The following is a 26358-nucleotide window of genomic DNA, read 5'->3' as shown; positions in this document are numbered from 1 at the left end:
CCGCGACCGGTGGATGGCACGGCGACGTGTGTTTTTTTAGGACAAACCCGAAAGGATTTGCCTGGATGTGAGAAGGGTAACAGAACTGGAATAACACGCTTATATCCAAATGGAATTGATTATGCCAAAACGGTGATTTGTGGCGGATTATTGCTCAGCGCGCCGATGAATAAAGCGATTAAAGTCGGTCTGTAGCATATTGATCATCGAGGACGACCAGCGCACGGCGCTGTTCTCCGGCAGCGATTGCGGCATAAATACCGCGTAGGCGAACAGCGCCATGCACAGTACGCGCTCCAGTTGGTTACCTTTACGCGGGGCGAGAATAGGGAAACGAAAGCGCCAGCGGCACGGCCACAGCAGCGGTACGCCCGCGGGGGTGAGCATATCGGCGAGAATATGGCTCAGATAGCCGAGCACCATACCTTGTACCGCGTCGGCGGGAACAATCCAGCTGTCAGGCACTTTCAGGTAAAACAGGGTCAGGGCGCCAAATACCGCCAGAAGACTGTGGGTGAACCCCCGATGGCCAAACATTCGGGCAATGGGTTTTGATAGCCAGCTGAGCCGCTGGCCGAGAAATGAACGCGGGTGGTCAATGTCCGGCAGCAGACAGGTCAATATCGCCGATGGCACGATGTGCCACCAGTCACCTTGCGCCAATACGGGCGTGAGTTCGGCATTTTTAGCAAACACCGCGCAGGCGATGGAAAAGAGCAGATGACCTTCCGCCGTCATGATAAAACCCATTGTTCTGTAAATTCATACAGTATAGGGTTTTTATACAGTAGGCGGAAGAGGTTACAGTGTAACTCTTTGTCAAAATTTTAACGTGCTAGCCAACCACCGTCGACGGCGACGGTATAGCCATTGATATAGTCAGAAGCCGGCGAGGCAAGGAACACCACCGGGCCTTTGAGATCTTCCGGTGTCCCCCAGCGCGCGGCAGGGATGCGGTCGAGGATCTCTTTGCTGCGTTCAGCGTCGTCGCGTAGCTGCTGTGTGTTATTCGTCGCCATATAGCCAGGGGCGATAGCGTTCACATTAATGCCGTGCTGCGCCCATTCGTTAGCCAGCAGACGGGTGATACCTAAGACACCGCTTTTGGAGGCGGTGTAGGATGGCACACGAATACCGCCCTGGAAAGAGAGCATGGAAGCAATATTGATAATTTTTCCGCCGCTCTCCTGGGCCAGGAACTGCTTCGCGACCGCTTGCGAAAGGAAGAAGACTGACTTCAGATTCAGGTTCATCACTTCATCCCAGTCTTTTTCGCTAAAACTCAGTGCATTTTCCCGGCGAATGGTGCCTGCATTATTCACCAGAATATCAATACGACCGGCAGCGGCGATAGCAGCGGGCACGATATCAGCGATGCTCTCAGGACGGCTGAGATCGGCCTGAATGGCGTACAAGCGACGTCCTAGCGCATGCACTTTCTCCGCCGTTTCCTGCGGTATGCTGCGGCTGACGCTGACGATATCGCAGCCAGCTTCCGCCAGCCCCAGCGCCATACCCTGGCCTAAACCCTTATCGCACCCGGTCACGAGCGCCACTTTACCTTGCAGATTGAAAGCATTAAGAATCATGTCGACCCCTGTATAAGGTTTTTATCGTTATGAGATGACTACAGGGCAAAGCATAGAAGGGAGGATGGGAAAACTCAATTAAAAATAAAACGCCGTTTCATTTTTATGATGCGGTTAGCATTTGCGGGCACAATCTGTGCCCGCATAAACATCACCCTAGCAGATTTTCACGGGTCAGTGACTCAAGTGACTGTAGCTTGACGTCGGCCAGGCTAAAGCGCGGATCGCTCTGGCTTTCTGCGGCAGGAACCACAATAGAGCGCATGCGCGCCGCCTTGCTGGCAATCATTCCGTTCACGGAGTCTTCCAGCGCCACGCAGCACAGCGGATTCACCCCCAACGCGGCCGCGCAGTTAAGGTAGACCAGCGGGTGCGGCTTGCTGTACTCGAGTGCGTCAGCGGAGGCCAGTGCGTCAAACTGATCGCGCAGATCAAACATGGTCAGCACTTTTTCCAGCATATACAGCGGGGAGGCGGAGGCCAGGCCAACCTTAAGACCTTGTGCTTTGCACAGCGCTACCGCTTCACGTACGCCGGGAAGCAGGGGTTTGGTTTCTTCAACCTGCTCAATCACGCAGTCAATAATACGCTGAACGACGGTTGCGCGGTCAGGGCCGCTCCACGGTTGATGAGCAAACCACAGTTCCACCACCAGGTCGATGCGTAACCCACGCGTATCGGGAAGTTCATGGCGACGGGTAAAATCGACGCCCACCTCGCCCAGGACTTTATGTTCAGCACGATCCCACAACGGCTCGGAATCGATCAGTAATCCATCCATGTCGAAAATGGCGGCTTGTATTTGGCGCTCGGCGGACATAACTACCTCTCCTTTAGGATAACGAATGCAGGGGAATGGTATATCATATCGCGCGTAAAGTCGGGCGAAAGTCGTCTTCAGCAGATAGACTGAGGCTAAGCCCAGAACAAAAGCGTCAAAACAAGGGGAACCCATGACGTATCAACAAGCTGGACGCATTGCTATTCTCAAGCGCATTGCCGGGTGGATTATCTTTATTCCCGCGCTCATTTCGACCCTGATTTCCGTGCTGAAATTCATGTATGAACACAGCGCGAAGCAGCCGGGTATCGATGCCGTGATGATGGATTTTGTTCACGTGATGGTGGACATGATGCGTTTCAACACCCCGTTTTTGAATGTTTTTTGGTACAACTCACCGCAACCCGACTTTCAAAATGGGCTTAATGTCCTGTTCTGGATTATTTTTGCGCTGATTTTTGTGGCCCTGGCGCTCCAGGATTCCGGCGCCCGTATGGCGCGTCAGGCGAAGCATCTGCGCGAAGGGGTTGAAGATCAGCTGATTCTGGAGAAAGCGAAGGGAGCGGAAGGACTAAGTCGTGAAGCCCTCGAAGCGCGCGTAGAAGTACCGCGCCATACCATTTTTGTGCAGTTTTTCCCGCTCTACGTGCTGCCGATTATCGTGATTGTTATCGGCTACTTTGTATTGAAAGTCCTCGGCTTTCTCTAAAAGCAACAAGCCCGGCTTAGCCGGGCTTGTCATTATGCTGTTGGAATCGCGCGTGGTTTTCCCGAAGGGTCAACCGCGACGTAGATAAACAGCGCCTCGGTGGCTTTATAGCGCTGGCCAATTGGCTCTGATGAGACCTTCTTAACCCACACTTCAATGTTGACCGTCACCGACGTATTGCCGCGCTTTACGCAACGGGCGTAGCAGCACACCACGTCACCCACAGCTACGGGACGCAGAAAGGTCATCCCATCCACGCGAACGGTGACAACCCGTCCGTGCGCCACTTCTTTTGCCAGTATGGCGCCACCAATATCCATTTGTGACATAAGCCAACCGCCGAAAATATCACCGTTGGCGTTGGTATCCGCGGGCATGGCTAAGGTGCGTAATACCAGCTCACCCTGAGGAGCGTCATTTTGCTGTGTCATTCTTGTTCTCTGCGCTTACTTGTTTTCGTCTTGCGGCATGTGGCGATAGATGTAAACCCCGCTCAGCACGGTGAATACCAGCGTCAGCGCCGTCAGGCCAAACACCTTAAAGTTTACCCAAATGTTTTGCGGTAGCCAGAAGGCGATATAAATATTTGCCAGGCCACAAAGAATGAAGAAGATAGCCCAGGCAACGTTCAGCTTCGACCAAACGGCCTCTGGCAGCGTTATCTCTTTCCCGAGCATGCGCTGGATCAGTGGCTTTTTCATCACCCATTGGCTCACCAGCAGGGCACCGGCAAACAGAGCATAAATCACAGTCACCTTCCACTTGATAAACTCATCGTTGTGGAAGAACAGGGTCAGACCGCCGAATACGGCGACCAGAACAAAGGTGATAAGCGCCATCTTCTCGACTTTGCGGTAGCGTACCCAGCTATAAATCAGCACCACGGCGGTCGCGACGATCAGCGCCGAGGTTGCCGCATAGATGTCATAAATCTTATAAAAGGCGAAGAAGACAACCAGCGGTAAAAAATCCAGAAACTGCTTCATACTTCGATTCCGTAGTTCAAGGCTGCCCCAACGGGCAGCATCAGATTAGTTGCGAATAAGCATATACACGCGGAACAAATAGACAAGCAACAGTGCCGATACCAGGTTGCTCAGCGTATTGACCACGACTGCGCCAAGGTAAGGCGTCAGCACGGCAAAGCTGGATGCAAACAGCAGTAACAGCGTTTTTGCCAGCATCCAGCCAACCACTGCCGGGGCAATGATGCGTAAATTGGCCCAGCCCAGGCGCGTACTGCTGCGCATGGAGGCGAATACGCCTAGCTTATCCTGCACCATCATGACTGGCGCAAACGCCAGCACGATAGCGAGCAGAATACCCGGAACCACCAGTAGCATCACACCCATCTGAATCAGGAAAGTACTGATGAAGATGAGCAGCAGCAGTTTAGGCAAAACTGGTGCACTGGCACCAATGGCCCGCAGGGCGCTAACCGGATGCCCGGCAGAGATAAGCTGGATCATCAGCAGAATGCCGCCCGCCAAAATGGCATTGCCAATTAGCCCAGCAAAGGTTGAGGCGGCGGATGATTGCAACAGGATCTGCTGCTGTTCCGGCGTCATGTTATGCACTAAATCAAACAGGCCGGTACTCCCGGTCAGATGATCGCCGACCGTCAGCGTAGCAAGCTGCTCTTCGCTGGGGGAAAAGGCATGGCCGAGCACCACCGTGATAAATGAACAGAGCAATGAAATCAGTAAGATGGTGACAAACTGATTACGAAAAAAATTACCCGTGTCACGGTATACAGACTGCGCCGTGATAGACATGCACTCTCCTTGAGTATTGCAGGTGTTAATTAGCCGGCAATTGTACCGCAAATCGCGCGGGCGTAGCAGTCTCTGCGCGAGCCTCGCTAAGTATATCTTTGTAAAGAAAAAGCCGCATTGATGGGGTTCGTCGGCTCATTCCCCTACAGATTGATGATTATTTCGGCGACAGGTACAGCGTAACGTCGAATTATCCACCAAATGTAAAAATTGATTTGGGTATTAATCACGGATAGTTAGTAAATGGCAAAAATTAATCTGGATCAATAAATGTTAAATCTCGTGACTTAGTGTGATCCATGACGGATCAAAAGTAACTCGTTATGGGTATATTTGCCGCGCTAGAAAAACCATAATGAGGAAGTGGATATGAAAAAGTTAGCAGTGGTTGCACTTGCGTTAAGTACCTTGTCGGGCAGCGTCTGGGCGCATGAAGCAGGGGAGTTTTTTATCCGTGCCGGGTCGGCGACGGTTCGCCCAACGGAAGGGTCGGATAACGTTCTGGGTAGCCTCGGTAGCTTTAATGTCAGTAACAACACGCAGCTGGGTTTAACCTTTACCTATATGGCAACGGATAACATTGGTATCGAACTGTTAGCCGCCAGCCCGTTCCGCCATACAGTGGGCACTGGACCTACCGGTAATATTGCGACCGTGCATCAATTACCGCCGACGTTGATGGCACAGTGGTACTTTGGCGATTCACAGAGTAAATTCCGCCCGTACGTTGGCGCGGGTATCAACTACACCACCTTCTTCGATAGTAGTTTTAACGATAACGGCAAAGCAGCAGGGCTCTCTGACCTGAGTCTGGATGATTCCTGGGGTGCTGCGGGGCAGGTAGGGCTTGATTATCTGATTAACCGTGATTGGCTGCTGAACGCGTCGGTCTGGTACATGGATATCGACACCAACGTGAAATTTAAGGCCGGCGGCGTGAACCAGAGCGTCAGTACTCGCCTGGATCCATGGGTGTTTATGTTCTCGGCGGGTTATCGCTTCTAAGTTCGACTCAAGATCCCAGCAAAACGGCTAACCCGTTTTGCTGGCATTCTTATCACGCGTTCACGTGATTTCTCCCTGTTTACCGTAGCGTTAGTAGGCTTCCGGTAACGGCCGATCAATGGAAATCAGTTTACCGCGCTTCATCGTGATATAGCCGCCGGTTTTTAAATCAGCCAGGACACGGAAAACGTGCGTTCGTGAGAGATTGGTCCGCTTTATGATGAACAGCGCCAGCCCTTCGTTTTCTTCCGGATGCGTGTTTTGGCGATAGAGATAGCGCGACAGCATGGGCTTAATGGTTTGGTAGCTGGTGAGCTGGCCACGCTCGTTATGCAAGTCGATAGTAAAAATCGACATATAGGTCAAAATGGTTGCCAGCTCCTGCACGCGCTCGGGCCCACTCTGGAAAAATATCTGATCAAATGTCGTGTAAGATATTTTGATGAGTTTTACCGCAGCGCTCGCGCGATATTCGAATTTAGCCAGCGGGCAGTATCTTTCCATTAACCCGATGGGCATAGACTCAATCGTATTGCCAATACTCAGACCATCTCCCGGCATTAATATTGTCAATGAACCCTCGACGCAGAAATAAATATATCCCTTCTGAATCTCTAATTTATTATGCGGTTTAACCGTTAACGCTTCACCTTCCGTGAGAATGCTGGGCAGAAAGGAATCAAGGTTAAGCTGCTGATAATGGCTATGTATATCCTCAAAATTCACGCTAGGCCTCTTGCTAAGCAGTTCTCCGTCGTTTCTAGTATAGCAGCGAAGGCTCTCGTGATTCGAAATGATTGTCTCATTAAATATGACCAGTCCCATATGGGACTATCCAGCCGACGTATTCACTTTAAAATGGTCAGTATTCAGTCTGCATTCATATTTCAATTTATCCTTTCAATAAAATATTGATAGCGATAAAAACAAACCACGAGGCATTTCGATGATACTTAATAATATCGCTAAGCATTTAGCGCTGGCCGGTGTATTAACCTCACTGTCAGTTTCGGCATTCGCTGCTGAGCAGCAGGATGCCACCTCGGCAACCGTCCAGGCTAATAATGCGCTGTACAGTAAACTCCCATTTTCCGATAACACCGATTTCGCCAATGCCCACCGGGGATTTGTTGCGGCCTTACCGCAAGGCGTGATTAAAGGTGAGCAGGGAAACGTTATCTGGGACCACGCGAAATATGATTTCGTGAAAGAAGGGCAAAAGTCGCCGGATACGGTTAACCCAAGCCTTTGGCGGCAGTCTCAGCTGATCAATATCGGCGGGCTGTTCAAAGTCACTGATGGCGTTTATCAGATCCGTAATCAGGATCTCTCGAATATGACCATTATCGAAGGCGAAAAGGGCATTACGGTCATTGATCCATTGCTCAGCGAAGAACCGGCAAAAGAGGCGATGGATCTTTACTACGCCAACCGGGGTAAAAAACCGGTGGTCGCGGTGTTGTTCACCCACAGCCACGTTGACCACTACGGGGGTATTCGCGGCGTGATTGACGAAGCCGATGTGAAATCCGGCAAAGTTAAAATTTATGCGCCTGATGGCTTTATGAAAGAAGCGGTATCCGAAAATATCATGGCCGGTAACGTGATGAGCCGCCGCGCTAGCTATATGTACGGCAACCTGCTTAAACCTGATGCGAAAGGTCAGGTCGGTGCAGGTCTCGGTACGACCACTTCAGCGGGTACCGTCACGCTTATCCAACCGACAAACTACATCACCAAAACCGGGCAGGAGGAAGTGATCGACGGTCTGACCTATGACTTCCTGATGGCTCCGGGGTCAGAAGCGCCTTCCGAAATGCTGTGGTATGTCAAAGAGAAGAAAATGATTGAGGCAGCGGAAGATGTGACGCATACCCTGCACAATACCTATTCGCTACGCGGTGCGAAAATTCGTGACCCGCTGGCCTGGTCGAAATACATCAATGCCGCGATTGATCGCTGGGGCAGCGATGCGCAGGTGATTATTGCCCAGCACCATTGGCCGACCTGGGGTAACGACAATATCGTTAAACTGATGAAAGGTCAGCGCGATATGTATCGTTATATCAATGACCAGACCCTGCGAATGGCGAATGAAGGTCTGACTCGGGATGAAATTGCAGCCAACTTCAAATTACCGGATACCCTTGAAAAACAGTGGTCCAGTCGCGGCTACTACGGTTCAGTAAGTCATAACGTGAAAGCCACTTACGTCTATTATCTGGGGTGGTTTGATGGTAACCCGGCAACCCTCGATGAGCTGCCGCCGGAACAAGCGGCGAAGAAATTCGTTGAATACATGGGCGGTTCTGATGCCATCATGCAAAAAGCCAAAGCCGACTACCAGCAGGGGAATTACCGCTGGGTGGCGCAGGTGACCAGTAAGATAGTCTTTGCTGAACCGCAGAATGCCGCTGCGCGCAATCTGGAAGCGGATGCGCTGGAGCAATTAGGCTACCAGGCTGAGGCCGGGACCTGGCGCAACTTCTACCTGACCGGCGCCCAGGAACTTCGTCATGGTGTGCAGAAGCTGCCAACGCCGAACACCGCGAGCCCGGATACCGTTCGTGCGATGACCCCGGAAATGTTCTTTGATTATCTGGCGGTACATATTAATGGCCAAAAAGCAGGTAACGCGAAAGCGGTATTTAATATCGACCTCGGTAGCGACGGCGGTAAATACATGCTGGAGCTGGAAAATGGTGTTCTGAACCATACCGTTGATGCGGTGGCGAAAGATGCGGATGCCACCATCACGCTGGACCGCGCAACACTGAACAAAATTATTCTGAAACAAGAGACGCTCAAACAGGCTCAGGATAACGGTGAAGTGAAGGTTTCGGGCAATGGTTCTAAGCTTGACGAAATGCTCAGCTATATGGACAAATTTGATTTCTGGTTCAATATCGTCACGCCGTAAGGGTTAAAACATAAAAGCTGCCGGCAGGGTAACACCGTTCACTTAAGTAACGCGATTAGGGGAAACGCCGGGATTTGGTTGCCGGAGGAACGCCAAACCCGGCGGTCGCCCCGGGTATCTCAATCTTAAACTCACGGTGTTATCCCGCAGGCAGCTTTTCGTTTCTAGCAGTACAATTTGCGCGGCCGGAGCACATCCACTGCTAGCGCCGCGATTCACTCGCAATCTTCACCGCCAGCCCCGTTAACACCCCGCCCATCAGCCAGCGCTGCACCACGGCAAACGAGGGTTTACTTACCAGAAACAGCGCGATTGTCCCCGCCGAAATAGCCACCAGTGCATTAATAGATACGCTAATCACAATCTGCGTCATTCCCAGCATAAGCGATTGCGTCAGCACGCTACCGTGTCCGGGGTTAATGAACTGCGGCAGCAGCGACAGATAGACAATGGCAATTTTGGGATTCAGCAGATTGGTCAGAAAACCCATCAAAAAGAGTTTGCGCGGGCTGTGCTGAGGCAGCTTTTTAAGCTGAAATGGCGAACGTCCACCGGGCCTTACCGACTGCCAGGCCATCCACAACAGGTAAAGCACACCGGCGATTCTCAGTGCGTCATAGGCGTAAGGCACGGCCATCATCAGTGCAGTCAGGCCAAATGCCGCGCTGACCATATAAAAGATAAAACCCAGTGCCACGCCGCCAAGCGAGACCAAACCCGCCGTACGTCCCTGGGAAATGGAACGCGAGATCAGGTAAATCATATTGGGGCCGGGGGTAAGAGCCATACCGAGAGAGACGAGTGCAAAGGCGAGAATGTTATGGAAATCAGACATGCTGGCGCTCCATCATAGCGATTGTTTTTCATACTACGACTTCCGCGGCTGCTGGGCGAGATAATTGTCAATGAACAGTTAATTTTGGCAGCAAAGGCAATAACCCAGCTTATTCCCTTGTTCTAAGAGGCCACAAGGGCAGGGCAGACTGGCAAAAAAAAGCCCGCATAGAATGCGGGCAAAAATACTGGAAGCAATGTGAGCAATGTCGTACCGAATACCTGAGTGTTTTGCTCAACCATTCGGTAATGAGAAAGATAATAGTTCTCATCTAAGATATCAACCCTATCTTTTGTGTGAAAGCGATTTTTTTTACTCGATAAGGAAAACGGTACGCTTTTGACTGTCATCGAGCGGCCAGACTGCTGCCACATCACGCAGCTGTGCCAGGGTGGTGGCGATGGTGAATCCGCCGACGGCCGCAGCCTGCAGCATATCCCCCGTCGCCTGCAAAAGTGCTGGCATCGACAGGCTACCAATTCCGCTGCCCATCAACTGCAATGGGGCTGAGCGTAATACTGCGCCATTGAGTGAGATATCCGCACCGGCAAGTGACCCGACCTGCACGTAACGAATAGGCGCATTCCCCGGACTACGTTTGGCAAGGATCGGCAGCAGCAGTTCGGCGCTGTGGCCCCACAGATAATCCACCACCACATCAATTTGCTGGCTGGCCTGTTCGGCAAACTGTGCGCTGAGCGAAGCATCATCCGCCGTCAGTGGTATGCAGACATCTGCACCTAACGCGGACAGCACCTGCGGATTGCGTCCGGTGGCGATGATTTTTTTAGCCCCCAGATGACGTGCAATTTGGACCGCCAGCTGCCCGGCAGTGCCGGTAGCGCCGTTAATCAGTACCGTTTCACCCGCTTTAAAGGCGGCTCGGTTTACCAGCGCAGCCCAGGCCGACATACCGGGGTTTGCCATGGCGGCAGCGGTGGCATCATCCAACCCATCGGGCAGTGGAAAACAGTGGTTTAACGCGACCGGCGCGTACTGCGCCATGCTGCCCCACGGTGCGGTGGGAAAGGCAAAATAGACGCGCTGGCCGTCGGGTAAGGTTCCGGTTCCGTCAATACCGACGCCGAATGGTAGGGTGCCATCAAAACTGTAATGTTTACCGCTGGCGCGGCTTTTCACCACGTGGCTAATTGCGGCAGCGCGAACACGCACCAGCGTGTGTTGTTCGCGGGCCTGCGGGTCGGCAAAGTCTGCCCAAACCGGCCCTTGTGCGAGGTCAAAGACCACGGCTGCTTTCATAAAAGTGTCTCCGTCAGGATTTATGTGTAAAATGCACATATCAGATAACGGCACTATACACCGCTGGATAATATATGCAATATGCACATAATAAATATGACATCACCGAATTTCATGGCGCACTGCTCGATATCATTGGTGTAATGAATCAACCGGTGCGCGACGAACAGGTGCTGCAGGCGGCGGGCGTCCAGCTAGATCAAATTCTCTTTCCATTGCTGGTGGCGATTGGCCGCTGCGGGCCGATTGGCGTGGTCGAGCTCGCCGATAATCTAGGACGCGACTACACCACCGTCAGCCGTCAGGTTAAAAAGTTAGAAGCCCAATCGCTGGCGTGCAAGCAGCCAAACGCGCAGGACCGGCGGATAAGCGAAGTGACTTTAAGTGAGCAGGGACGGGAGATTTTTGACGCTATTGCGGTGGCCAGACAAACGCTGATGAATCAGGTACTGGCGGCATGGTCGCCAGAAGAGGTCGAGGCATTATTTCGGCTCACGCGTAAATATGCGGATAGCCTGAAGCAAAAATAGGCCGCCTGAGTTACCCCAGGCGGCGTAAGCGTTATGCGGTTTTGGTGGCGGCTTTCATGCTTTTTACAAAGCTTGCAAGCTCGTCGAGCATGGCCTGTGGATTCTCCACATTGCGCTCGATAATTTTCACAATCGCGGAGCCGGAAATCGCGCCAGCAGCACCGGCATCGATGGTGGCCGTCACCTGATCGGGCGCGGAGATACCAAAGCCCTGCAGTGGCGGCGCGGCCTTGTACTCAGCCAGTTTTTCTACCAGATGATGCAGCGGCAGTGCCGCACGGGTTTCCGTGCCGGTGACGCCTGCACGTGACAGCAGGTAGGTATAACCGCGGCCGTGTTCGGCAATCTGGCGCAGCAGCTCTTCATCGGCATTTGGCGGGCAGATAAAGATTGGCGCCACGTTATGACGCATTGCCGCCTGACGGAATGGGGCCGACTCTTCCACCGGCACGTCGGCAACCAGCACCGAATCGACGCCCACGCGTGCGCATTCTGCGTAGAACTCATCTATGCCGCGATTGAACACCAGGTTGGCGTACATCAGCAGGCCAATTGGAATGGTTGGGTGCTTCTGGCGAATCGTTGCCAGCATCTCAAAACATTGCGTAGGCGTAACCCCGGCGGCAAAGGCGCGCAGGGTAGCGTTCTGGATAGTCGGGCCATCAGCCAGCGGATCGGAGAATGGGATCCCCAGCTCCAGCGCATCGGCACCGGCTTCAATCAGGGTGTCGATAATCTTCAGTGACTGGCCTGGATTCGGGTCGCCCAGCGTCACGAAGGGAACGAATGCGCCTTCCTTGCGGGCCTTTAGTGTGGCGAATACGTTGTCATAGCGTTCCATCAGATTTCCCCTCGCGCTTTCAGAATATCGTGTACCGTAAAGATGTCTTTGTCGCCGCGGCCGGAAAGGTTAACCACCAGCAACTGCTCTTTTTCCGGGTTCTCGCGGATCATTTTCAATGCGTGAGCCAGGGCATGCGATGACTCCAGTGCCGGGATAATTCCTTCGTGGCGGCTCAGTTCTTTAAACGCATCGAGTGCTTCGTTATCGGTAATCGACACGTATTCCGCGCGGCCAATGCTGTTCAAATAGGCGTGCTGTGGCCCAACGGATGGGAAGTCCAGGCCGGCTGAGATGGAGTAAGACTCTTCAATCTGTCCTTCATCGGTCTGCATCATCGGCGATTTCATGCCGAAGTAGATACCTACGCGGCCGTGCTTCAGCGGCGCGCCGTGCTCGCCAGTTTCAATACCATGGCCGGCAGGCTCAACGCCAATCAGGCCAACGCTGGTGTCATCAATAAAGTCGGCAAACATGCCGATGGCGTTAGAACCGCCGCCGACGCAGGCGATGACAGCATCCGGCAGACGGCCTTCTTTTTCACGGATTTGCACTTTGGTTTCTTCACCGATCATGCGCTGGAATTCACGCACGATGGTTGGGAACGGGTGCGGGCCCGCAGCGGTACCGAGCATATAGTGCGCGGTTTCGTAGCTGCCAGACCAGTCACGCAGTGCCTCGTTACAAGCATCTTTCAGCGTGGCGGAACCGCTGTGTACCGGAATCACTTCTGCGCCCATCAAACGCATACGGAAGACGTTTGGCGACTGGCGCTCAACGTCTTTAGCGCCCATATAAATGCGGCATTTCAGGCCAAGCAGGGCGCTGGCAAGCGCTGATGCCACACCATGCTGACCGGCGCCGGTTTCGGCGATGATCTCGGTTTTACCCATTCGTTTTGCCAGCAGCGCCTGACCCAACACTTGGTTGGTTTTGTGGGCGCCGCCGTGCAGCAGGTCTTCACGCTTGAGATACAGCGTGGTTTTGCTGCCCGCGGTCAGGTTGCGGCATTTGGTTAATGCGGTTGGACGACCGGCATAGTTTTTCAGCAGATCGGTAAATTCGGCCTGGAATTCAGGATCCTTCTGCGCGCTGACGAAAGCTTCTTCCAGCTGGCGCAGGGCAGGCATCAGGATCTGCGGGACATACATCCCGCCAAATTCGCCGAAATAGGGGTTCAGTAAAGTGCTCATTATTGCTCCTTAATATGCGCGCAGCGTTTGAAATGCCGAGGCCAGTTTGCTGGCATCTTTAATGCCCGGTTGTAACTCTACGCCTGAATTGAAATCCAGTCCGGCGCAGCCGCTTTTGGCTGCTTCTACGCAGTTATCTGCGCTTAAACCACCGGCCAGAATCACATTGCTCAGATCCTGACCTTGTAACAGAGACCAATCAAAACGCTGGCCGGAGCCGCCCTGACCGTTGTCGAATACGTATTTGTCAACGTGATTGAGGTTACGCTCAGGCAGGCTGTCCGCCACGCTCAGGGCTTTCCAGATTTGTACGTTGGCGGGCAGTTCAGCGCGCAGGCTATCGATGTAGTGCTGGTCTTCATCACCATGTAGCTGGACGGCGGTAAGTTGCAGCGTGGTGGCGCGTTCGACGACCTCAGCGACCGGTGTATTGCGGAACACGCCGACATAGCTCAGTGCGGCGGCATCAATGACTTCGCGGGCTTGGTCAACGCTCACCGCACGCGGTGAAGTTGGCACGAATATCAACCCGCCGTAGATAGCCCCGGCGTCAAAAGCCGCCTGTGCATCCTGCGGACGGGTCAGCCCGCAGACTTTATTTTCGCCCAGCAGTACACGGCGAACCGCGGCGTTGAGATCGTCATACGCCATCATCGCCGAGCCAATCAGGAAGCCGTTGGCAAAGTGGCTCAGTTCGCGAACCTGAGCGTTGGTGTTAATACCGGATTCGCTAATAACCGTGACGTCATGGCCCAGACGCGGTGCCAACTGGCGGGTACGGTTGAGGTCAATAGAGAGATCGCGCAGGTCGCGGTTGTTGATACCAACCACCTTCGCCTTCAGGGCGATAGCGCGTTCCAGTTCTTCTTCATTACTGACTTCAGTTAACACGCCCATGCTCAGGCTGTGTGCGACGGCGGCAAGCTGACGATACTGGTCGTCATCAAGCACCGACAGCATCAGCAGACAGGCATCGGCCTGGTGATAGCGCGCCAGATAAATCTGGTAAGGATCGATAATGAAGTCTTTGCACAGGATTGGCTGTGGCGCGATCTGGCTGACAATCGGCAGAAAATCAAAGCTGCCCTGGAAGTACTTTTCATCCGTCAGGACGGAAATCGCCGAGGCGTAATGCTTGTACACATTGGCAATACGCGCCGGGTCGAAATCATCACGGATAACCCCTTTTGACGGAGAGGCTTTTTTACACTCCAGAATGAAAGCGGTGCGTGTCCCGCGCAGTGCGTCGTAAAAGTGACGCTGACTTGGCTGCACATCATTCTGGAACGAGGCTAACGGTTGTTGTTGCTTACGGGCTTCTACCCAAATCGCTTTGTCGGCCACGATTTTTGCTAATACGGTCTGCATTTTTTATCCTCTTGCCGCTAATGCGGTGACGCGGTCGTAAGCTGCACCACTGTGCAGAACATCGAGCACCTGCTGAACGTTGGCCTTCAGGTCTTCATGGCCGTACAAACGCATCAGCATGGCGACGTTTACCGCGACGGCGGACTCATGCGCAGCTTCACCTTTACCTTGTAGTAAGCGCGTCAGAATGTCACGGTTTTCTTCCGGCGTGCCGCCTGCCAGTTCAGCCTGGTGATAAGGCTTAAGGCCAAAGTCATCGGCAGTTAGCTGGTAGCTCTTAATTTCGCCATTGTGCAGTTCGGCTACCACCGTCGGTGCATGCAATGAAACTTCATCCATACCGCCGCTGTGAACGACTGCTGCACGCTGGTAGCCCAGCACGCGCAGGGTTTCGGCAATCGGTAGCACCAGTTCAGGACTGTATACGCCAATCAGCGCCAGCGGCGGATGCGCCGGGTTAATCAATGGCCCCAGCACGTTGAATAGGGTACGAGTCTTCAACTGCTGACGAACCGGCATCGCGTGGCGGAAACCAGTGTGATATTTCGGTGCGAACAGGAAGCAGACGCCCAGTTCATCCAGCGCCTGACGGGATTTATCCGCGTTCATGTCGAGATTGATACCGAACGCCGCCAGCAGGTCGGAAGAGCCTGATTTGCTGGAGACGCTGCGGTTACCGTGTTTGGCGACCTTCAGCCCACAGGCAGCGGCAACAAAAGCGCTGGCGGTGGAAATGTTGATGCTGTTACTGCCATCACCACCGGTACCGACGATATCGGCAAACGGATAGTCAGGACGTGGGAACGGCGCAGCGTTCTCCAGCAGCGCGGTAGCCGCACCGGCGATTTCGTTCGGGCTCTCACCGCGAATTTTCATGCTCACCAGCGCGGCAGCCAGCTGCTCCGGCTTCACTTCACCGCGAACCACGGCGGAGAACAGCTGATGGCTCTCTTGCTGGGTCAGGGTTTGAGCCTGGTACAGTTTTTCCAGAATCGGCTGCAGAGTGTTACTTTGCTCCAGTTTCTGCAACGCCCATGCCAGCGTCTGCTCCAGCAAACGTGCGCCCTGGGTGGTGAGAATGGATTCTGGATGGAACTGGAAGCCACAGACGCGATCCGCGTCGTGACGGACCGCCATCACCATGCCGTTAAAATTCGCGTTGATGGTTAAGCCAGCGGGAATATTGCTGCCGACCAGCGAGTGATAGCGGGCGACCGGCAGCGGGTTGGTTAACCCGGCAAACATCGCCTGGCCGTCATGTTCAATGCTGGACGCTTTACCATGCAGAATTTCGCCTGCCTGGCCGACGTAGCCGCCGTAGGCTTCAACAATGGCCTGATGACCGAGGCAGATGCCGATAATCGGCAGCTTACCTCGCATCCGGGTCAGCAGTTCTGGCATGCAGCCCGCTTCGGACGGCGCGCCAGGTCCTGGAGAGAGCATCAGTACCGGGTTATCCATAGTGCCGAGACGATCAATTAAGGTCTGTGCCGGTACGTGGTTACGGTAAATCACCACGTTGTGGCCGTTTGCACGCAGCTGATCTGCCAGGTTGTAAGTAAAGGAGTCGATATTATCGAGCAGCAGAATGTCAGCCATCAGAAAATCTCCTGTGCATGATGGGCAGTGGCGATGGCGCGCAGTACGGCACGAGCTTTATTACGGGTTTCATCGGCTTCAGATTGCGGTACGGAATCCAACACTACGCCAGCACCGGCCTGCACGGTGGCAATACCGTTTTCAACAAACGCAGAGCGGATAACGATACAGGTGTCGAGGTCGCCGTGAGCGGTGAAATAACCCACCGCACCGCCGTAGCTGCCGCGACGCTTGCCTTCTGCGGCGGCGATAAGCTGCATGGCGCGAACTTTTGGTGCACCGCTCAAGGTGCCCATGTTCATACAGGCACGGTAGGCGTGCAGTACATCAAGATCTTTACGCAGCTCGCCAACCACGCGGGAGACGAGGTGCATCACGAAAGAGTAACGATCCACTTTCGTCAGGTCCGCGACGTAACGGCTGCCCGGCGTGCAAATACGCGCGAGGTCGTTACGCGCCAGATCGACCAGCATTAAATGTTCGGAAAGCTCTTTATGGTCGGTGCGCATTTCCAGCTCAATACGGCTGTCGAGATCGCGGTCCAGCGTACCATCAGCGCGGCGACCGCGTGGGCGGGTACCGGCAATCGGGTAGATTTCAATCTGGCGATTGGTGGCGTCATACTTCAGCGAACTTTCCGGTGACGCGCCAAACAGGGTGAAATCGTTATCCTGCATAAAGAACATGTACGGGCTAGGATTGCTCTTCTTCAGCACGTCATAGGCTGCCAGCGGCGATGGACACGGCAGTGAGAAGCGGCGAGAAGGGACCACCTGGAAAATTTCCCCGGCGCGAATCGCTTTTTGCATCTTGCGCACCACATCGCCGTACTCTTCGTCGCTCTGATTGCATTCGCAGCGCATTTCTTTAATTTCGTGCACCGGCAGCGCCATTGGTGGCTCATTGAGCTGCTGACGGACATCGGCAATACGTTGCAGCAGACGATCTTTTTCCGCATCAGACGGCGTAAACAAGCTGGCCTGAATGCGGGTGTTTTTGGTCTGGTGGTCAATGACCAGCAGCGTCTCCGCCAGATAGAAGCAGTAATCAGGGCAAGCGGTATCGCTTTCCAGTTGCGGTAAATCTTCGAAGCCCGCGACCAGGTCGTAAGCAAACAGACCGCCGAAGAACATGGCTTCGCGCTCGTTCTGCGGCACGACAACCAGTTCCTGCATCAGGCGGAAGGCATCGAACACCGACAGGGAGCACAGGCGCGCATCTTCATCCAGAAGGTTGCTCACCGCCGGGAAGCGCAGTACGCGGCAGTTTGGCTGGCGCTCATTTTCCACGCCGGAAGGCAGCGCGGCATCAAGCAGCGGCAGCAGGGATGCGCCGTTATCCGATAACGCCTGAATGGTGACGGTATCGCCCAATGCTGTAATGCGCAGCGCGCTATCGACCAGCAGCAGGCTTTTTAAATCGTTTTTACTATCAATATCTGCGGATTCCAGCAGCAGCGTCGCCGGGCGCGCACCGCACAGTTGATGGAACAGTGCGGTTGGGTTTTCACGGTAAATCGCGTCACTGGTCAGAAGCTCGAGCAGGGGTTTTTGTGTTTGCATCGTTGTTCTCGCCTGATTGCTTAATCTTTTTTGCTTAATAAAAAGCCCGCTCATTGGCGGGCTGGGTATCTGTTTGCTTTACGCAGACGTGATGACTCCGCCCTACTGGGAAGTACGCCACCAACCGCCGTGCAGTGCAATCATGTTACGTGTCATTTTCAGATACCTTTACTAAGTGAACTTGCGTACTAGTTAACTAGTTCGAAGGGGCAAAGTCAACCCCTGATTTTAGAAATCCGCGTAATACCGCTATGATAGGGCGCGAAACATGATGAGCAGTACTACGGGAGCGGTTTTGAGCGACACCAATTACGCAGTGATTTACGATCTTCACAGCCATACCATCGCCTCTGATGGCCGCCTGACGCCGGAAGAGCTGGTGCACCGCGCGGGCGAAATGCGGGTCGGCACGCTGGCCATTACCGATCACGATACCGTTGACGGGATCCCCCGTGCCCAGGCTGAAATCGCGCGCGCCGGCCTGGCGCTACAGCTGATTACCGGCGTTGAAATTTCGACGCTGTGGGAGAACCACGAAATTCATATCGTTGGGCTTAATATTGATATTGAAAACCCGGCGCTAACCGCGTTTTTAAAGGCGCAGATCGACCGCCGGCAGCAGCGCGGGCAGATGATCGCCGAGCGTCTGGAAAAGGCGAACATTCCCGGCGCGTGGGAAGCCGCACTGAAAATGGCTGAGGGTGGTGCCGTAACGCGTGGCCACTTCGCCCGTTTCCTCGTTGAGCAGGGCAAAGCCACGAATATCGGCGACGTTTTCAAAAAATATCTCGCACGTGGGAAAACCGGTTACGTTCCGCCACAGTGGTGTACAATAAAGGAAGCTATTGATGTCATTCATCATTCGGGTGGAGTAGCGGTTGTTGCTCATCCGGGGCGGTATAATTTATCCGCCAAGTGGCTGAAAAGATTGCTGGCACACTTTAGTGAACACGGCGGGGACGCGATGGAAGTCTCCCAGTGCCAGCAGGCGCCTCACGAGCGCGCTCAGCTTGCCACCTATGCCCGCGACTATCATTTACTGGCGTCACAAGGGTCGGATTTCCATCAACCCTGCCCGTGGATTGAACTGGGCCGTAAACTGTGGTTACCCGCAGGCGTCGAGGGAGTCTGGCAGCGCTGGGAGCAGCCGCAGAATTCAATTGAGAGGGAAGCATGAGTCAGTTTTTTTATATCCATCCGGATAACCCACAGGCGCGTCTGATTAACCAGGCGGTCGAAATTGTGCGTAAGGGCGGCGTCATCGTCTATCCCACCGACTCTGGCTATGCGCTGGGTTGTAAAATCGAAGATAAAGGGGCGATGGAGCGCATCTGCCGCATCCGTCATCTGCCGGACGGCCACAACTTCACCCTGATGTGCCGCGATCTGTCCGAGCTGTCGACCTATTCTTACGTCGATAACGTGGCGTTCCGTTTAATTAAGAACAACACGCCGGGGAACTACACCTTCATTCTGAAGGGTACCAAGGACGTTCCGCGCCGCCTGTTGCAGGAAAAACGAAAAACTATCGGGATGCGCGTGCCGTCAAATCCGATTGCTCAGGCACTGCTTGAGACGCTGGGCGAGCCGATGCTTTCGACATCGTTGATGCTGCCGGGGAGCGAATTCACTGAATCCGACCCAGAAGAGATTAAAGATCGTCTGGAAAAAGTGGTCGATCTGATCATCCACGGCGGCTATCTTGGCCAGCAGCCAACGACGGTTGTCGATCTCACCGAGGATTCCCCGGTGGTCATCCGCGAAGGCGTGGGTGACGTGAAACCCTTCATGTAAGCATCACGGCCCGGCTTCCCGCCGGGCTTTTTAATTCAGCGTGCCGATTTGTTCCAGCATCCATTGCTGCGCTTTGGCCTGCCCACCGGCCGGTCGATAGTAGACCTTCAAGGTATAAGGTGGGATCGGGAAGGGCGGCGTATGCACGGCGAGCTGATGGGTATCAAATAGCTGATTAACGCAGCGGCGCGGTAGCGTAATCGCCAGATCGGTACGCCCGACGATAAACGGTGCAGACATGACGCTTGGCAGTTCCACCACCGTTTTACGGCTGAGGTGCTGAGAGTTGAGGTAGCTGTCGATGGGACGATGGTGCTCATTCCACGGGCTGACCACCACATGACCGAGCTGCAAATAGCTTTCCTGCGTCAGCGTTTTATCCGCGAGCGGATGTCCCTTGCGTACCGCCACCACATAGTCATCGGTAAATAGCGCCAGCGACGCCAGCCCATGGCGTGGCTGCATTTTTCCCTCTTCAAAACCCACGGCAAAGTTTACTCGCCCGGTCAGCAGCTCTTCCAGCGCGTCGTATTCGCGAGAATAGACAATTTTGGTCCGAATACCCGGCGCGGCGTATTGTAATCGGGCAATGAGCTCAGGAAAGAAAACGGCTGCGGTATAATCAGTGGCCGCGAAGGTAAATGTTTGGCTGCTGGTGGCGGGGTTAAAACGATCGGCCTGGCCCAGCTCGCCGTTTAAGGCATACAGTGCGCTAGATATCGCAGGAAAAAGCGAGTCGGCTCGCGGCGTAGGCTGCATCTGGCTGCCCTGGCGAATAAACAGCGCATCGTTTAGAGAGCTGCGCAGCCGCGCCAGCGCATGGCTAAATGCGGATGGGCTCATCGCCAGCTCGCTGGCGGCTTCGGTCACGCTCCGGTGGCGATAAAGGGCGTCAAAGGCCAATAGCAGGTTAAGATCCAGCAGACGTAAATTTTGATGCATGATATTCATTTTAACAGTGAAAAGAATGCAGCGTATTCATAACATGCTGGCGCTAAAATAGCGACTCTCATCCGTTCACGCCTACTGGAGGCATTGTGTCCAATGCTATTTTTCGTCAGGCCACGCCGTCTGATATTGACCGCTGTTTTGACATTGAGTCAACCGCTTACCCTGCAGATGAAGCTGCCACCCGGGAGAAAATTGCCCTGAGAATTGCGGGTTACCCGCTGGGCTTTTTATGTATGGAGCAAGAGGGTGAGGTCATAGGCTTCATCAATGCCGGCTGTGCCTGGGAGGTTGAGATGTCGGATGAGGCGTTTAAGGAACTGGTGGGCCACGATCCGGCAGCGCCCAATGCGGTGATTATGTCGGTGGTGTTGCACCCAGACCACCAGGGTAAAGGGCTGTCGACATCAATGATGCAGGCGTTTATCGGGCATATGCGCCAGCAGGGAAAAACCGCTATTTATCTGATGTGTAAATCTCAGTACCGAGAAATGTATAAACACTTTGGTTATCAGTTTATTAAGCGCTCAGATTCTACTCACGGTGGGGAAGAGTGGTTTGAAATGATGCAGAAGCTGTAGTCGCCAGCGACATTTTTAAAACGATTCCTTCAAGCACACGGTTGCGACGAGGAGAAAAGGACAGGAACAAGCTGCCCTTTTCTCCTAAAATTCGTGTAGTATGTGCGGTCACAATTCTGGGTGGACGGCCTGCGTTGCCTTATAACGCCGCTGTTTGCCTGCTTATGCAGCCCGGTGTCTTTACCCGCGTTGCTAATGAAGTCTCTAAGACGCCTGTGAAGGCGACACCTGAAGGAAGCTCAATGAGCGATAAAAGCGAAAAACTGCAAAAAGTGCTGGCGCGCGCCGGCCACGGCTCCCGTCGTGAAATTGAAACCATTATCGAAGCGGGCCGCGTGAGCGTCGACGGCAAAATCGCCAAGCTGGGCGATCGTGTTGAAGTGATCCCTGGTCTCAAAATCCGTATCGACGGACACCTGATTTCCGTTAAAGAATCCGTCGAACAAATCTGCCGCGTCCTGGCGTACTACAAGCCGGAAGGCGAACTCTGTACGCGTAACGACCCTGAAGGGCGTCCTACCGTGTTTGACCGTCTGCCTAAACTGCGCGGCGCACGCTGGATTGCCGTTGGTCGTCTGGACGTGAACACCTGCGGCCTGCTGCTGTTCACTACCGACGGTGAGCTGGCAAACCGTCTGATGCATCCAAGCCGTGAAGTTGAACGTGAATACGCCGTGCGTGTATTTGGCGAAGTGGATGACAATAAAGTGCGTCAGCTGTCGCGTGGCGTTCAACTTGAGGATGGCCCTGCGGCGTTTAAAACCATCAAATTCAGCGGTGGCGAAGGCATTAACCAGTGGTACAACGTGACCCTGACCGAAGGCCGCAACCGTGAAGTACGTCGCCTGTGGGAAGCGGTGGGTGTGCAGGTAAGCCGCCTGATTCGCGTTCGCTACGGCGACATCCAACTGCCAAAAGGCCTGCCGCGCGGCGGCTGGACCGAGCTGGATCTGGCGCAGACCAACTATCTGCGTAAGCTGGTAGAACTGCCAGCGGAAACCACGTCTAAAGTGGCGGTGGAAAAAGATCGCCGTCGTATGAAGGCGAATCAGATTCGTCGTGCGGTAAAACGCCATACCACCACCGGAACCGGTGCGGGTAATAATACAAATCGTCGTTCCAGCACCCGTAACAGCGGTAAAGCGTAATGACGAGGCTTCCGGTGGGCCCCCGCCGGAAGCCGTTTTGTTGGGTATTCTCTCTTCTCTCCTGTGATTTCTTTCACACTTCCGAATAAAGACAAAAAACGGGAATTCCCCGGACAAATAACGCAAAGTGATAAATTAGGCCTCGCCATATACTGTTGCCACAGATTACGTAAAAGGTAGCCCGAAATGGATACAACAAAAAAACTCTCGGCAAGCTATGTGGTCATTGGTGTTAAAGAAAAAATAGGTTATGGTTTTGGTGATTTAGCCTCAAACTTATCCTTTGGCTTTGTTTCGTTATTTTTATTGTTTTTCTATACCAATATTTATGGCATCAGCGCCGTGCAGGCCAGTTTGATATTTGTTATCGCTCGCGTGATAGATGCGATATTTAATATCCTGATTGGTTTTGCCATTGATAAAACCCACAGCCGTTACGGCAAGCTACGACCGTGGTTATTATACGGTTCGATTCCGCTGGGTTTCCTGACTGTTCTGTGCTTTGTGCCGTTTGGCGGCGAGGCGAAATTCATTTTCGCGCTGGTGTCCTACACCATTTATTGTCTCGCCTATACGGCCGTAAACACACCGTATTCCGCATTAACCAACCGCCTGACCCAGCATGAAGCCTCGCGTTCGTCGCTGTCGGTTTACCGCTTCGTACTGGCGATTGTCGGCTATCTGATTGTCTCAACCACTGCGGATTTACTGATTTCACCGTTTAATGACAAACAGCTGGGCTACGTTTTTGCCGTATCCTGTTTTGCTATGTTAGCCACATTCCTGTTCCTCGCCTGCTTTGGTATGACCAAAGAACGCGTGGGCGCCGAAGAAGATGCACCTGCGCCGACGCTGCGCGAAATGCTGCGCGCGGTGACCGGAAATGGCCCGCTGATTAATTTGTCGTTGTTCACAGTCTTTTTCTACATCGCCTATACCGTGTGGATGGCCATCGCCATTTACTTTATTAAATATATCATCGGCGATGAAGGCTTTACCGCCAGTTTCTTTATGATTCAATCCGCCGCCTATATTGTTGGTACCGTTATCTCAGAAAAGGTTATTGCCTTAATGGGCAAGAAAAAGATGACGCTGCTGGCATTGTTAATCGGTGTGCTAGGTGTATTAATGCAGTATTTTGTGGCCGGTAATAATATCTGGTTAATCATGAGCGGCGTTTGTCTTTTCAGTATTACCTTAGGTATGGGATTTGTTGCGATGTGGTCAATGATTGCCGATACCGTGGAATATGCTGAATGGCATCACGGCGTGCGTTCGGAAGGGGCAATTTATGGCTTCTTTAACTTTATTACCAAAATTGCAATGGCTATCGGCGGCGGCTGCGCTGGATGGATGCTCGATTACTATCACTATGATGCCGGCAATGTCAGCGACAGCGCGCTAGGCGGTATCAATATTTTAATGACGCTGTTTCCCGGCGCGATGTTTGCCCTCGGCGCGATATTTGTCGCCGCCTATACGCTGGACGAAAAAACCTACCGAGACATTGTCCACAAAATCAGCCTGCGTAAACAAAACGCGCAATAAACTCAGGGAGTTGAGAGATGAATCGTGATTTTAACAGCATTATTGCCGCGATGAGCGCACAAGAGAAAGTGGCACTGCTTACCGGCAGCGGTTTATGGCGTACGGCGAATTTACCGCAGCACGGTATCGATGACATCGTGATGACCGATGGCACCTATGGCGTTCGATACAGTAGCGCGCAGATTGATGGACGTGAAAAATGGAGCATGGATGACTTTATCTCGGTCATCACCCAGACGGCGGATCGGGCCAACGCCGAGGAGTCAGCAGAAAAGGGCGGGACCGAAGCGCTGTTTAGCGCCTCGCTGCCCGCAACCTGTTTCCCTAATGGTTCAAGCCTTGCCTGTAGCTGGGACGTGGCGCTGGTGTATGAGATGGGGCAGGCGCTCGGACGGGAATGTCAGCATATGGGCGTTGGCATCTTGCTGGGGCCGGGGATCAACATCCGCCGTACGCCGCTGGCCGGACGTGGCTATGAATATTATGCCGAAGATCCGGTCGTGAGCGGTGATATTGCCGCCGCGCTGATCAACGGCCTGCAGGACGAAGGCGTCGGCGCGAGCCTGAAGCATTTCGCGGCGAATAACTCCGAATATCGTCGTACCGAAATGGACTCGATTATTGAAGAACGCGCGCTGCGCGAAATCTATCTCGCTGGCTTTCAGCGGGCGATTGCCAAATCGCAGCCGTGGACGGTGATGTCTTCCTATAACCGCCTCAATGGCGTGCAAACGTCGCAGGATCCGTTCCTGCTGACCAAAGTCCTGCGCGATGAGTGGGGCTACGACGGTCTGGTGATGTCCGATTGGTACGGGATTAAAGATCGTCCTGCGTCGCTGATGGCGGGCAACGATCTGGCGATGCCGGAAACCCGCCGTGACAAACAGACGCTGTTGGCGGCTATTGAAAACGGCGAAGTGCCGATGGCGGTGGTTGACCGCGCTTGCCACCGCATGCTGACGTTGCTGGATAAAGTGCAGCGTCATCGTCGCCCGAATGCGCAGGCTGATTTTCCCGCGCATCATGCGCTTTCGCAGCAGTTGGCGGCGGAATCTATCGTGTTATTGAAAAATGATGACGACTTGTTGCCGCTGCGCCCGGAAAAAACACGCCGCATTGCAGTCCTGGGAAAACACGCACAAGAGCCGGTTATTCAAGGTTCTGGCTGTGCGACGACGGTGCCTTATCTCCTTGACCGTCCGCTGGATGAAATCTTCGATCTCGCCGGAGACGATTTCACCGTCAGTTGGGCGGAAGGCACGCCGGATGATTTGCATGACAATGAGCAGGCGTTGGCTCAGGCCTGCGCAGTGGCCAGGGACGCCGAAGTGGCGGTGATTTTTGTCAGTACCGCGGTAGGCGAAGACGGAGAAAATGGCGATCGTCAGGACTTGAACATTCTGCCGGTACATGAACGGCTGATTCGCGAAGTGGCAGCCGTACAGCCCAATGTGGTCGTGGTGTTGGCGAATAGCGATGCGGTGGTGATGCCGTGGCTCGGTGAGTGTAAAGCGCTGCTCGAGACCTTTTTTGCCGGGCAGGGGATGGGGCGGGCGGTGGCGGAGATTCTGTTCGGTAAGCGGAATCCGTGCGGCAAGCTGACGGTGACGGTACCGAATTCCCTGGAAGAGACGCCAGCGTGGCTGAACTATCCCGGTGAGAATCTGCGTCATCATTATGGTGAAGGGCTGTTCGTCGGCTATCGCTACTACGATAAACGCCGCCTGACGCCGCTGTTCCCGTTTGGTTTTGGCCTTAGCTATACCCAGTTTAGCTATGCCAATCTTGAAACCTCGGCGACGCGTATCGGTGAAAACGAAACACTGACAGTGGCCTTTGATTTGACCAACTGCGGCGCGCTTGAGGGCAAAGAGATTGTCCAACTGTATGTTAGCGCACCGGGCGGTGAACTGATCCGTGAAGTGCAGGCGCTAAAAGCTTTCACCAAAGTCTCGCTGGCCGCCGGGGAAACTCGGCGAGTCACTCTGGCGTTGCCGGTGACAGAGCTGGCCTGCTATCACCCAGGATTGGCAGATTGGGTGGTGACGCCGGGCCTGTGGCAAATTCATGTTGGCCGCTCGTCTCGCGATCTGCCATTACATGCCGAGGTTCAGGTAGACTGCCCGATGCGCTTCGTTCCCCTGCGTGATGACAATTCGCTGCAGCAGTTGATTCAACAGCCGGAAGCTTTTGCCCGCGTGGTAGCGATGATTGCACAGAAAAGCCCGTTAGCGCCGGAACAGATTCGTGAAAAGCTAATCCGCCTGGCACCTGATATGTTCTGCGGGTTATTCATCGCGCTGACCGAGTTTCTGGCGTTGGATATTGAAAAAGATGAACTTAACGCGGTACTGTCCGGACGGCAATAAAGG

The 26358-nt window shown here is 53.7% G+C and carries 25 protein-coding genes and 1 other annotated feature; of the genes, 10 read left to right on the top strand and 15 right to left on the bottom strand.

Going from position 1 to position 26358, the window contains the following annotated elements:
* Positions 1–147 precede the first annotated feature (147 nt).
* The 3 genes from KP80_RS00875 to hxpB form a co-directional block, all read right to left on the bottom strand.
* On the bottom strand, positions 148–738 hold the full coding sequence (locus tag KP80_RS00875) for a metal-dependent hydrolase (RefSeq protein WP_052281677.1): 591 nt from the start codon (positions 736–738) through the stop codon (positions 148–150).
* An 89-nt stretch (positions 739–827) separates the two neighbouring features.
* Positions 828–1589: a 2-dehydro-3-deoxy-D-gluconate 5-dehydrogenase KduD gene (gene kduD / locus KP80_RS00870; RefSeq protein WP_052281676.1), complete on the bottom strand. Its 762-nt coding sequence runs from the start codon at positions 1587–1589 to the stop codon at positions 828–830.
* A 151-nt stretch (positions 1590–1740) separates the two neighbouring features.
* Complete coding sequence (gene hxpB, locus KP80_RS00865; RefSeq protein WP_052281675.1) at positions 1741–2409, bottom strand: hexitol phosphatase HxpB; 669 nt, start codon at positions 2407–2409, stop codon at positions 1741–1743.
* Positions 2410–2542: 133 nt separating this feature from the next.
* On the opposite strand from hxpB, the gene KP80_RS00860 reads away from it, so the two are divergent.
* Positions 2543–3079: a YniB family protein gene (locus KP80_RS00860; protein ID WP_052281674.1), complete on the top strand. Its 537-nt coding sequence runs from the start codon at positions 2543–2545 to the stop codon at positions 3077–3079.
* Between the two features lie 32 nt (positions 3080–3111).
* Here KP80_RS00860 and yciA read toward each other — a convergent pair whose 3' ends face one another.
* From yciA to KP80_RS00845, 3 genes are read right to left on the bottom strand one after another with little or no spacing between them, the layout of a single operon-like run.
* A complete protein-coding gene (gene yciA / locus KP80_RS00855) occupies positions 3112–3510 on the bottom strand; it encodes an acyl-CoA thioester hydrolase YciA (RefSeq protein ID WP_052281673.1) in 399 nt (132 codons plus the stop codon).
* 15 nt (positions 3511–3525) lie between these two features.
* On the bottom strand, positions 3526–4065 hold the full coding sequence (locus tag KP80_RS00850) for a septation protein A (protein ID WP_052281672.1): 540 nt from the start codon (positions 4063–4065) through the stop codon (positions 3526–3528).
* A gap of 45 nt (positions 4066–4110) precedes the next feature.
* Entirely contained in the window at positions 4111–4854 is a 744-nt protein-coding gene (locus tag KP80_RS00845; protein WP_052281671.1) for a YciC family protein, read from the bottom strand.
* Between the two features lie 369 nt (positions 4855–5223).
* Here KP80_RS00845 and ompW point away from each other — a divergent pair, with 369 nt between their 5' ends.
* Positions 5224–5859: an outer membrane protein OmpW gene (ompW, locus tag KP80_RS00840; RefSeq protein ID WP_052281670.1), complete on the top strand. Its 636-nt coding sequence runs from the start codon at positions 5224–5226 to the stop codon at positions 5857–5859.
* A gap of 90 nt (positions 5860–5949) precedes the next feature.
* Here the strand turns inward: ompW and KP80_RS00835 are convergent, their stop codons facing one another.
* Entirely contained in the window at positions 5950–6585 is a 636-nt protein-coding gene (locus KP80_RS00835) for a helix-turn-helix domain-containing protein (RefSeq protein ID WP_052281669.1), read from the bottom strand.
* 220 nt (positions 6586–6805) lie between these two features.
* Between KP80_RS00835 and KP80_RS00825 the strand changes: the two genes are divergently transcribed.
* Positions 6806–8779: an alkyl/aryl-sulfatase gene (locus tag KP80_RS00825; RefSeq protein ID WP_052281667.1), complete on the top strand. Its 1974-nt coding sequence runs from the start codon at positions 6806–6808 to the stop codon at positions 8777–8779.
* A 202-nt stretch (positions 8780–8981) separates the two neighbouring features.
* Here KP80_RS00825 and KP80_RS00820 read toward each other — a convergent pair whose 3' ends face one another.
* A complete protein-coding gene (locus tag KP80_RS00820; RefSeq protein WP_052281666.1) occupies positions 8982–9614 on the bottom strand; it encodes a LysE family translocator in 633 nt (210 codons plus the stop codon).
* 312 nt (positions 9615–9926) lie between these two features.
* The gene (locus KP80_RS00815) at positions 9927–10874 is read right to left on the bottom strand and encodes a quinone oxidoreductase family protein (protein WP_052281665.1); all 948 of its coding nucleotides are present in this window, start codon (positions 10872–10874) and stop codon (positions 9927–9929) included.
* A gap of 74 nt (positions 10875–10948) precedes the next feature.
* On the opposite strand from KP80_RS00815, the gene KP80_RS00810 reads away from it, so the two are divergent.
* Positions 10949–11404: a MarR family winged helix-turn-helix transcriptional regulator gene (locus KP80_RS00810; protein ID WP_052281664.1), complete on the top strand. Its 456-nt coding sequence runs from the start codon at positions 10949–10951 to the stop codon at positions 11402–11404.
* Positions 11405–11435: 31 nt separating this feature from the next.
* On the opposite strand, the gene trpA is transcribed toward KP80_RS00810, so the two are convergent.
* From trpA to KP80_RS00785, 5 genes are read right to left on the bottom strand one after another with little or no spacing between them, the layout of a single operon-like run.
* Positions 11436–12245 carry a tryptophan synthase subunit alpha gene (trpA, locus tag KP80_RS00805; RefSeq protein ID WP_052281663.1) on the bottom strand — a complete coding sequence of 270 codons (810 nt, stop codon included), beginning with the start codon at positions 12243–12245 and terminating at the stop codon, positions 11436–11438.
* The gene (gene trpB, locus KP80_RS00800) at positions 12245–13438 is read right to left on the bottom strand and encodes a tryptophan synthase subunit beta (protein WP_052281662.1); all 1194 of its coding nucleotides are present in this window, start codon (positions 13436–13438) and stop codon (positions 12245–12247) included. The genes trpA and trpB overlap by 1 nt, the downstream gene beginning before the upstream one ends.
* Positions 13439–13447: 9 nt before the next feature.
* Positions 13448–14806: a bifunctional indole-3-glycerol-phosphate synthase TrpC/phosphoribosylanthranilate isomerase TrpF gene (gene trpCF, locus KP80_RS00795; protein ID WP_052281661.1), complete on the bottom strand. Its 1359-nt coding sequence runs from the start codon at positions 14804–14806 to the stop codon at positions 13448–13450.
* 3 nt (positions 14807–14809) lie between these two features.
* On the bottom strand, positions 14810–16405 hold the full coding sequence (gene trpD / locus KP80_RS00790; RefSeq protein WP_052281660.1) for a bifunctional anthranilate synthase glutamate amidotransferase component TrpG/anthranilate phosphoribosyltransferase TrpD: 1596 nt from the start codon (positions 16403–16405) through the stop codon (positions 14810–14812).
* Positions 16405–17967 carry an anthranilate synthase component 1 gene (locus tag KP80_RS00785; protein WP_052281659.1) on the bottom strand — a complete coding sequence of 521 codons (1563 nt, stop codon included), beginning with the start codon at positions 17965–17967 and terminating at the stop codon, positions 16405–16407. Before KP80_RS00785 ends, trpD begins: the two co-directional genes overlap by 1 nt.
* 36 nt (positions 17968–18003) lie before the next feature.
* Positions 18004–18096, bottom strand: a sequence feature (Trp leader region).
* A gap of 166 nt (positions 18097–18262) precedes the next feature.
* Between KP80_RS00785 and rnm the strand changes: the two genes are divergently transcribed.
* Both rnm and KP80_RS00775 read left to right on the top strand, forming a co-directional pair.
* A complete protein-coding gene (gene rnm / locus KP80_RS00780; protein ID WP_052281658.1) occupies positions 18263–19144 on the top strand; it encodes an RNase RNM in 882 nt (293 codons plus the stop codon).
* The gene (locus KP80_RS00775; protein WP_052281657.1) at positions 19141–19761 is read left to right on the top strand and encodes an L-threonylcarbamoyladenylate synthase; all 621 of its coding nucleotides are present in this window, start codon (positions 19141–19143) and stop codon (positions 19759–19761) included. Before rnm ends, KP80_RS00775 begins: the two co-directional genes overlap by 4 nt.
* Positions 19762–19791: 30 nt before the next feature.
* Here KP80_RS00775 and KP80_RS00770 read toward each other — a convergent pair whose 3' ends face one another.
* The gene (locus tag KP80_RS00770; RefSeq protein WP_052281656.1) at positions 19792–20703 is read right to left on the bottom strand and encodes a LysR family transcriptional regulator; all 912 of its coding nucleotides are present in this window, start codon (positions 20701–20703) and stop codon (positions 19792–19794) included.
* 95 nt (positions 20704–20798) lie between these two features.
* Here KP80_RS00770 and KP80_RS00765 point away from each other — a divergent pair, with 95 nt between their 5' ends.
* The 4 genes from KP80_RS00765 (at position 20799) to KP80_RS00750 (ending at position 26355) form a co-directional block, all read left to right on the top strand.
* Positions 20799–21290 (top strand): GNAT family N-acetyltransferase, encoded by a 492-nt coding sequence (locus KP80_RS00765; protein ID WP_052281655.1) that lies wholly within the window; start codon positions 20799–20801, stop codon positions 21288–21290.
* A 242-nt stretch (positions 21291–21532) separates the two neighbouring features.
* Entirely contained in the window at positions 21533–22438 is a 906-nt protein-coding gene (rluB, locus tag KP80_RS00760) for a 23S rRNA pseudouridine(2605) synthase RluB (RefSeq protein ID WP_052281654.1), read from the top strand.
* 186 nt (positions 22439–22624) lie between these two features.
* The gene (locus KP80_RS00755) at positions 22625–23986 is read left to right on the top strand and encodes an MFS transporter (RefSeq protein ID WP_052281653.1); all 1362 of its coding nucleotides are present in this window, start codon (positions 22625–22627) and stop codon (positions 23984–23986) included.
* 17 nt (positions 23987–24003) lie between these two features.
* The gene (locus KP80_RS00750) at positions 24004–26355 is read left to right on the top strand and encodes a beta-glucosidase (protein WP_052281652.1); all 2352 of its coding nucleotides are present in this window, start codon (positions 24004–24006) and stop codon (positions 26353–26355) included.
* The last annotated feature ends 3 nt before the right edge of the window (positions 26356–26358 follow it).

The sequence above is a fragment of the Kluyvera genomosp. 1 genome, from assembly GCF_001266615.1.
Lineage (GTDB): Bacteria > Pseudomonadota > Gammaproteobacteria > Enterobacterales > Enterobacteriaceae > Kluyvera > Kluyvera cryocrescens_A.
Note: the sequence above shows the minus strand (reverse complement) of the source record. Positions and strands in the feature narration are given on the sequence as shown.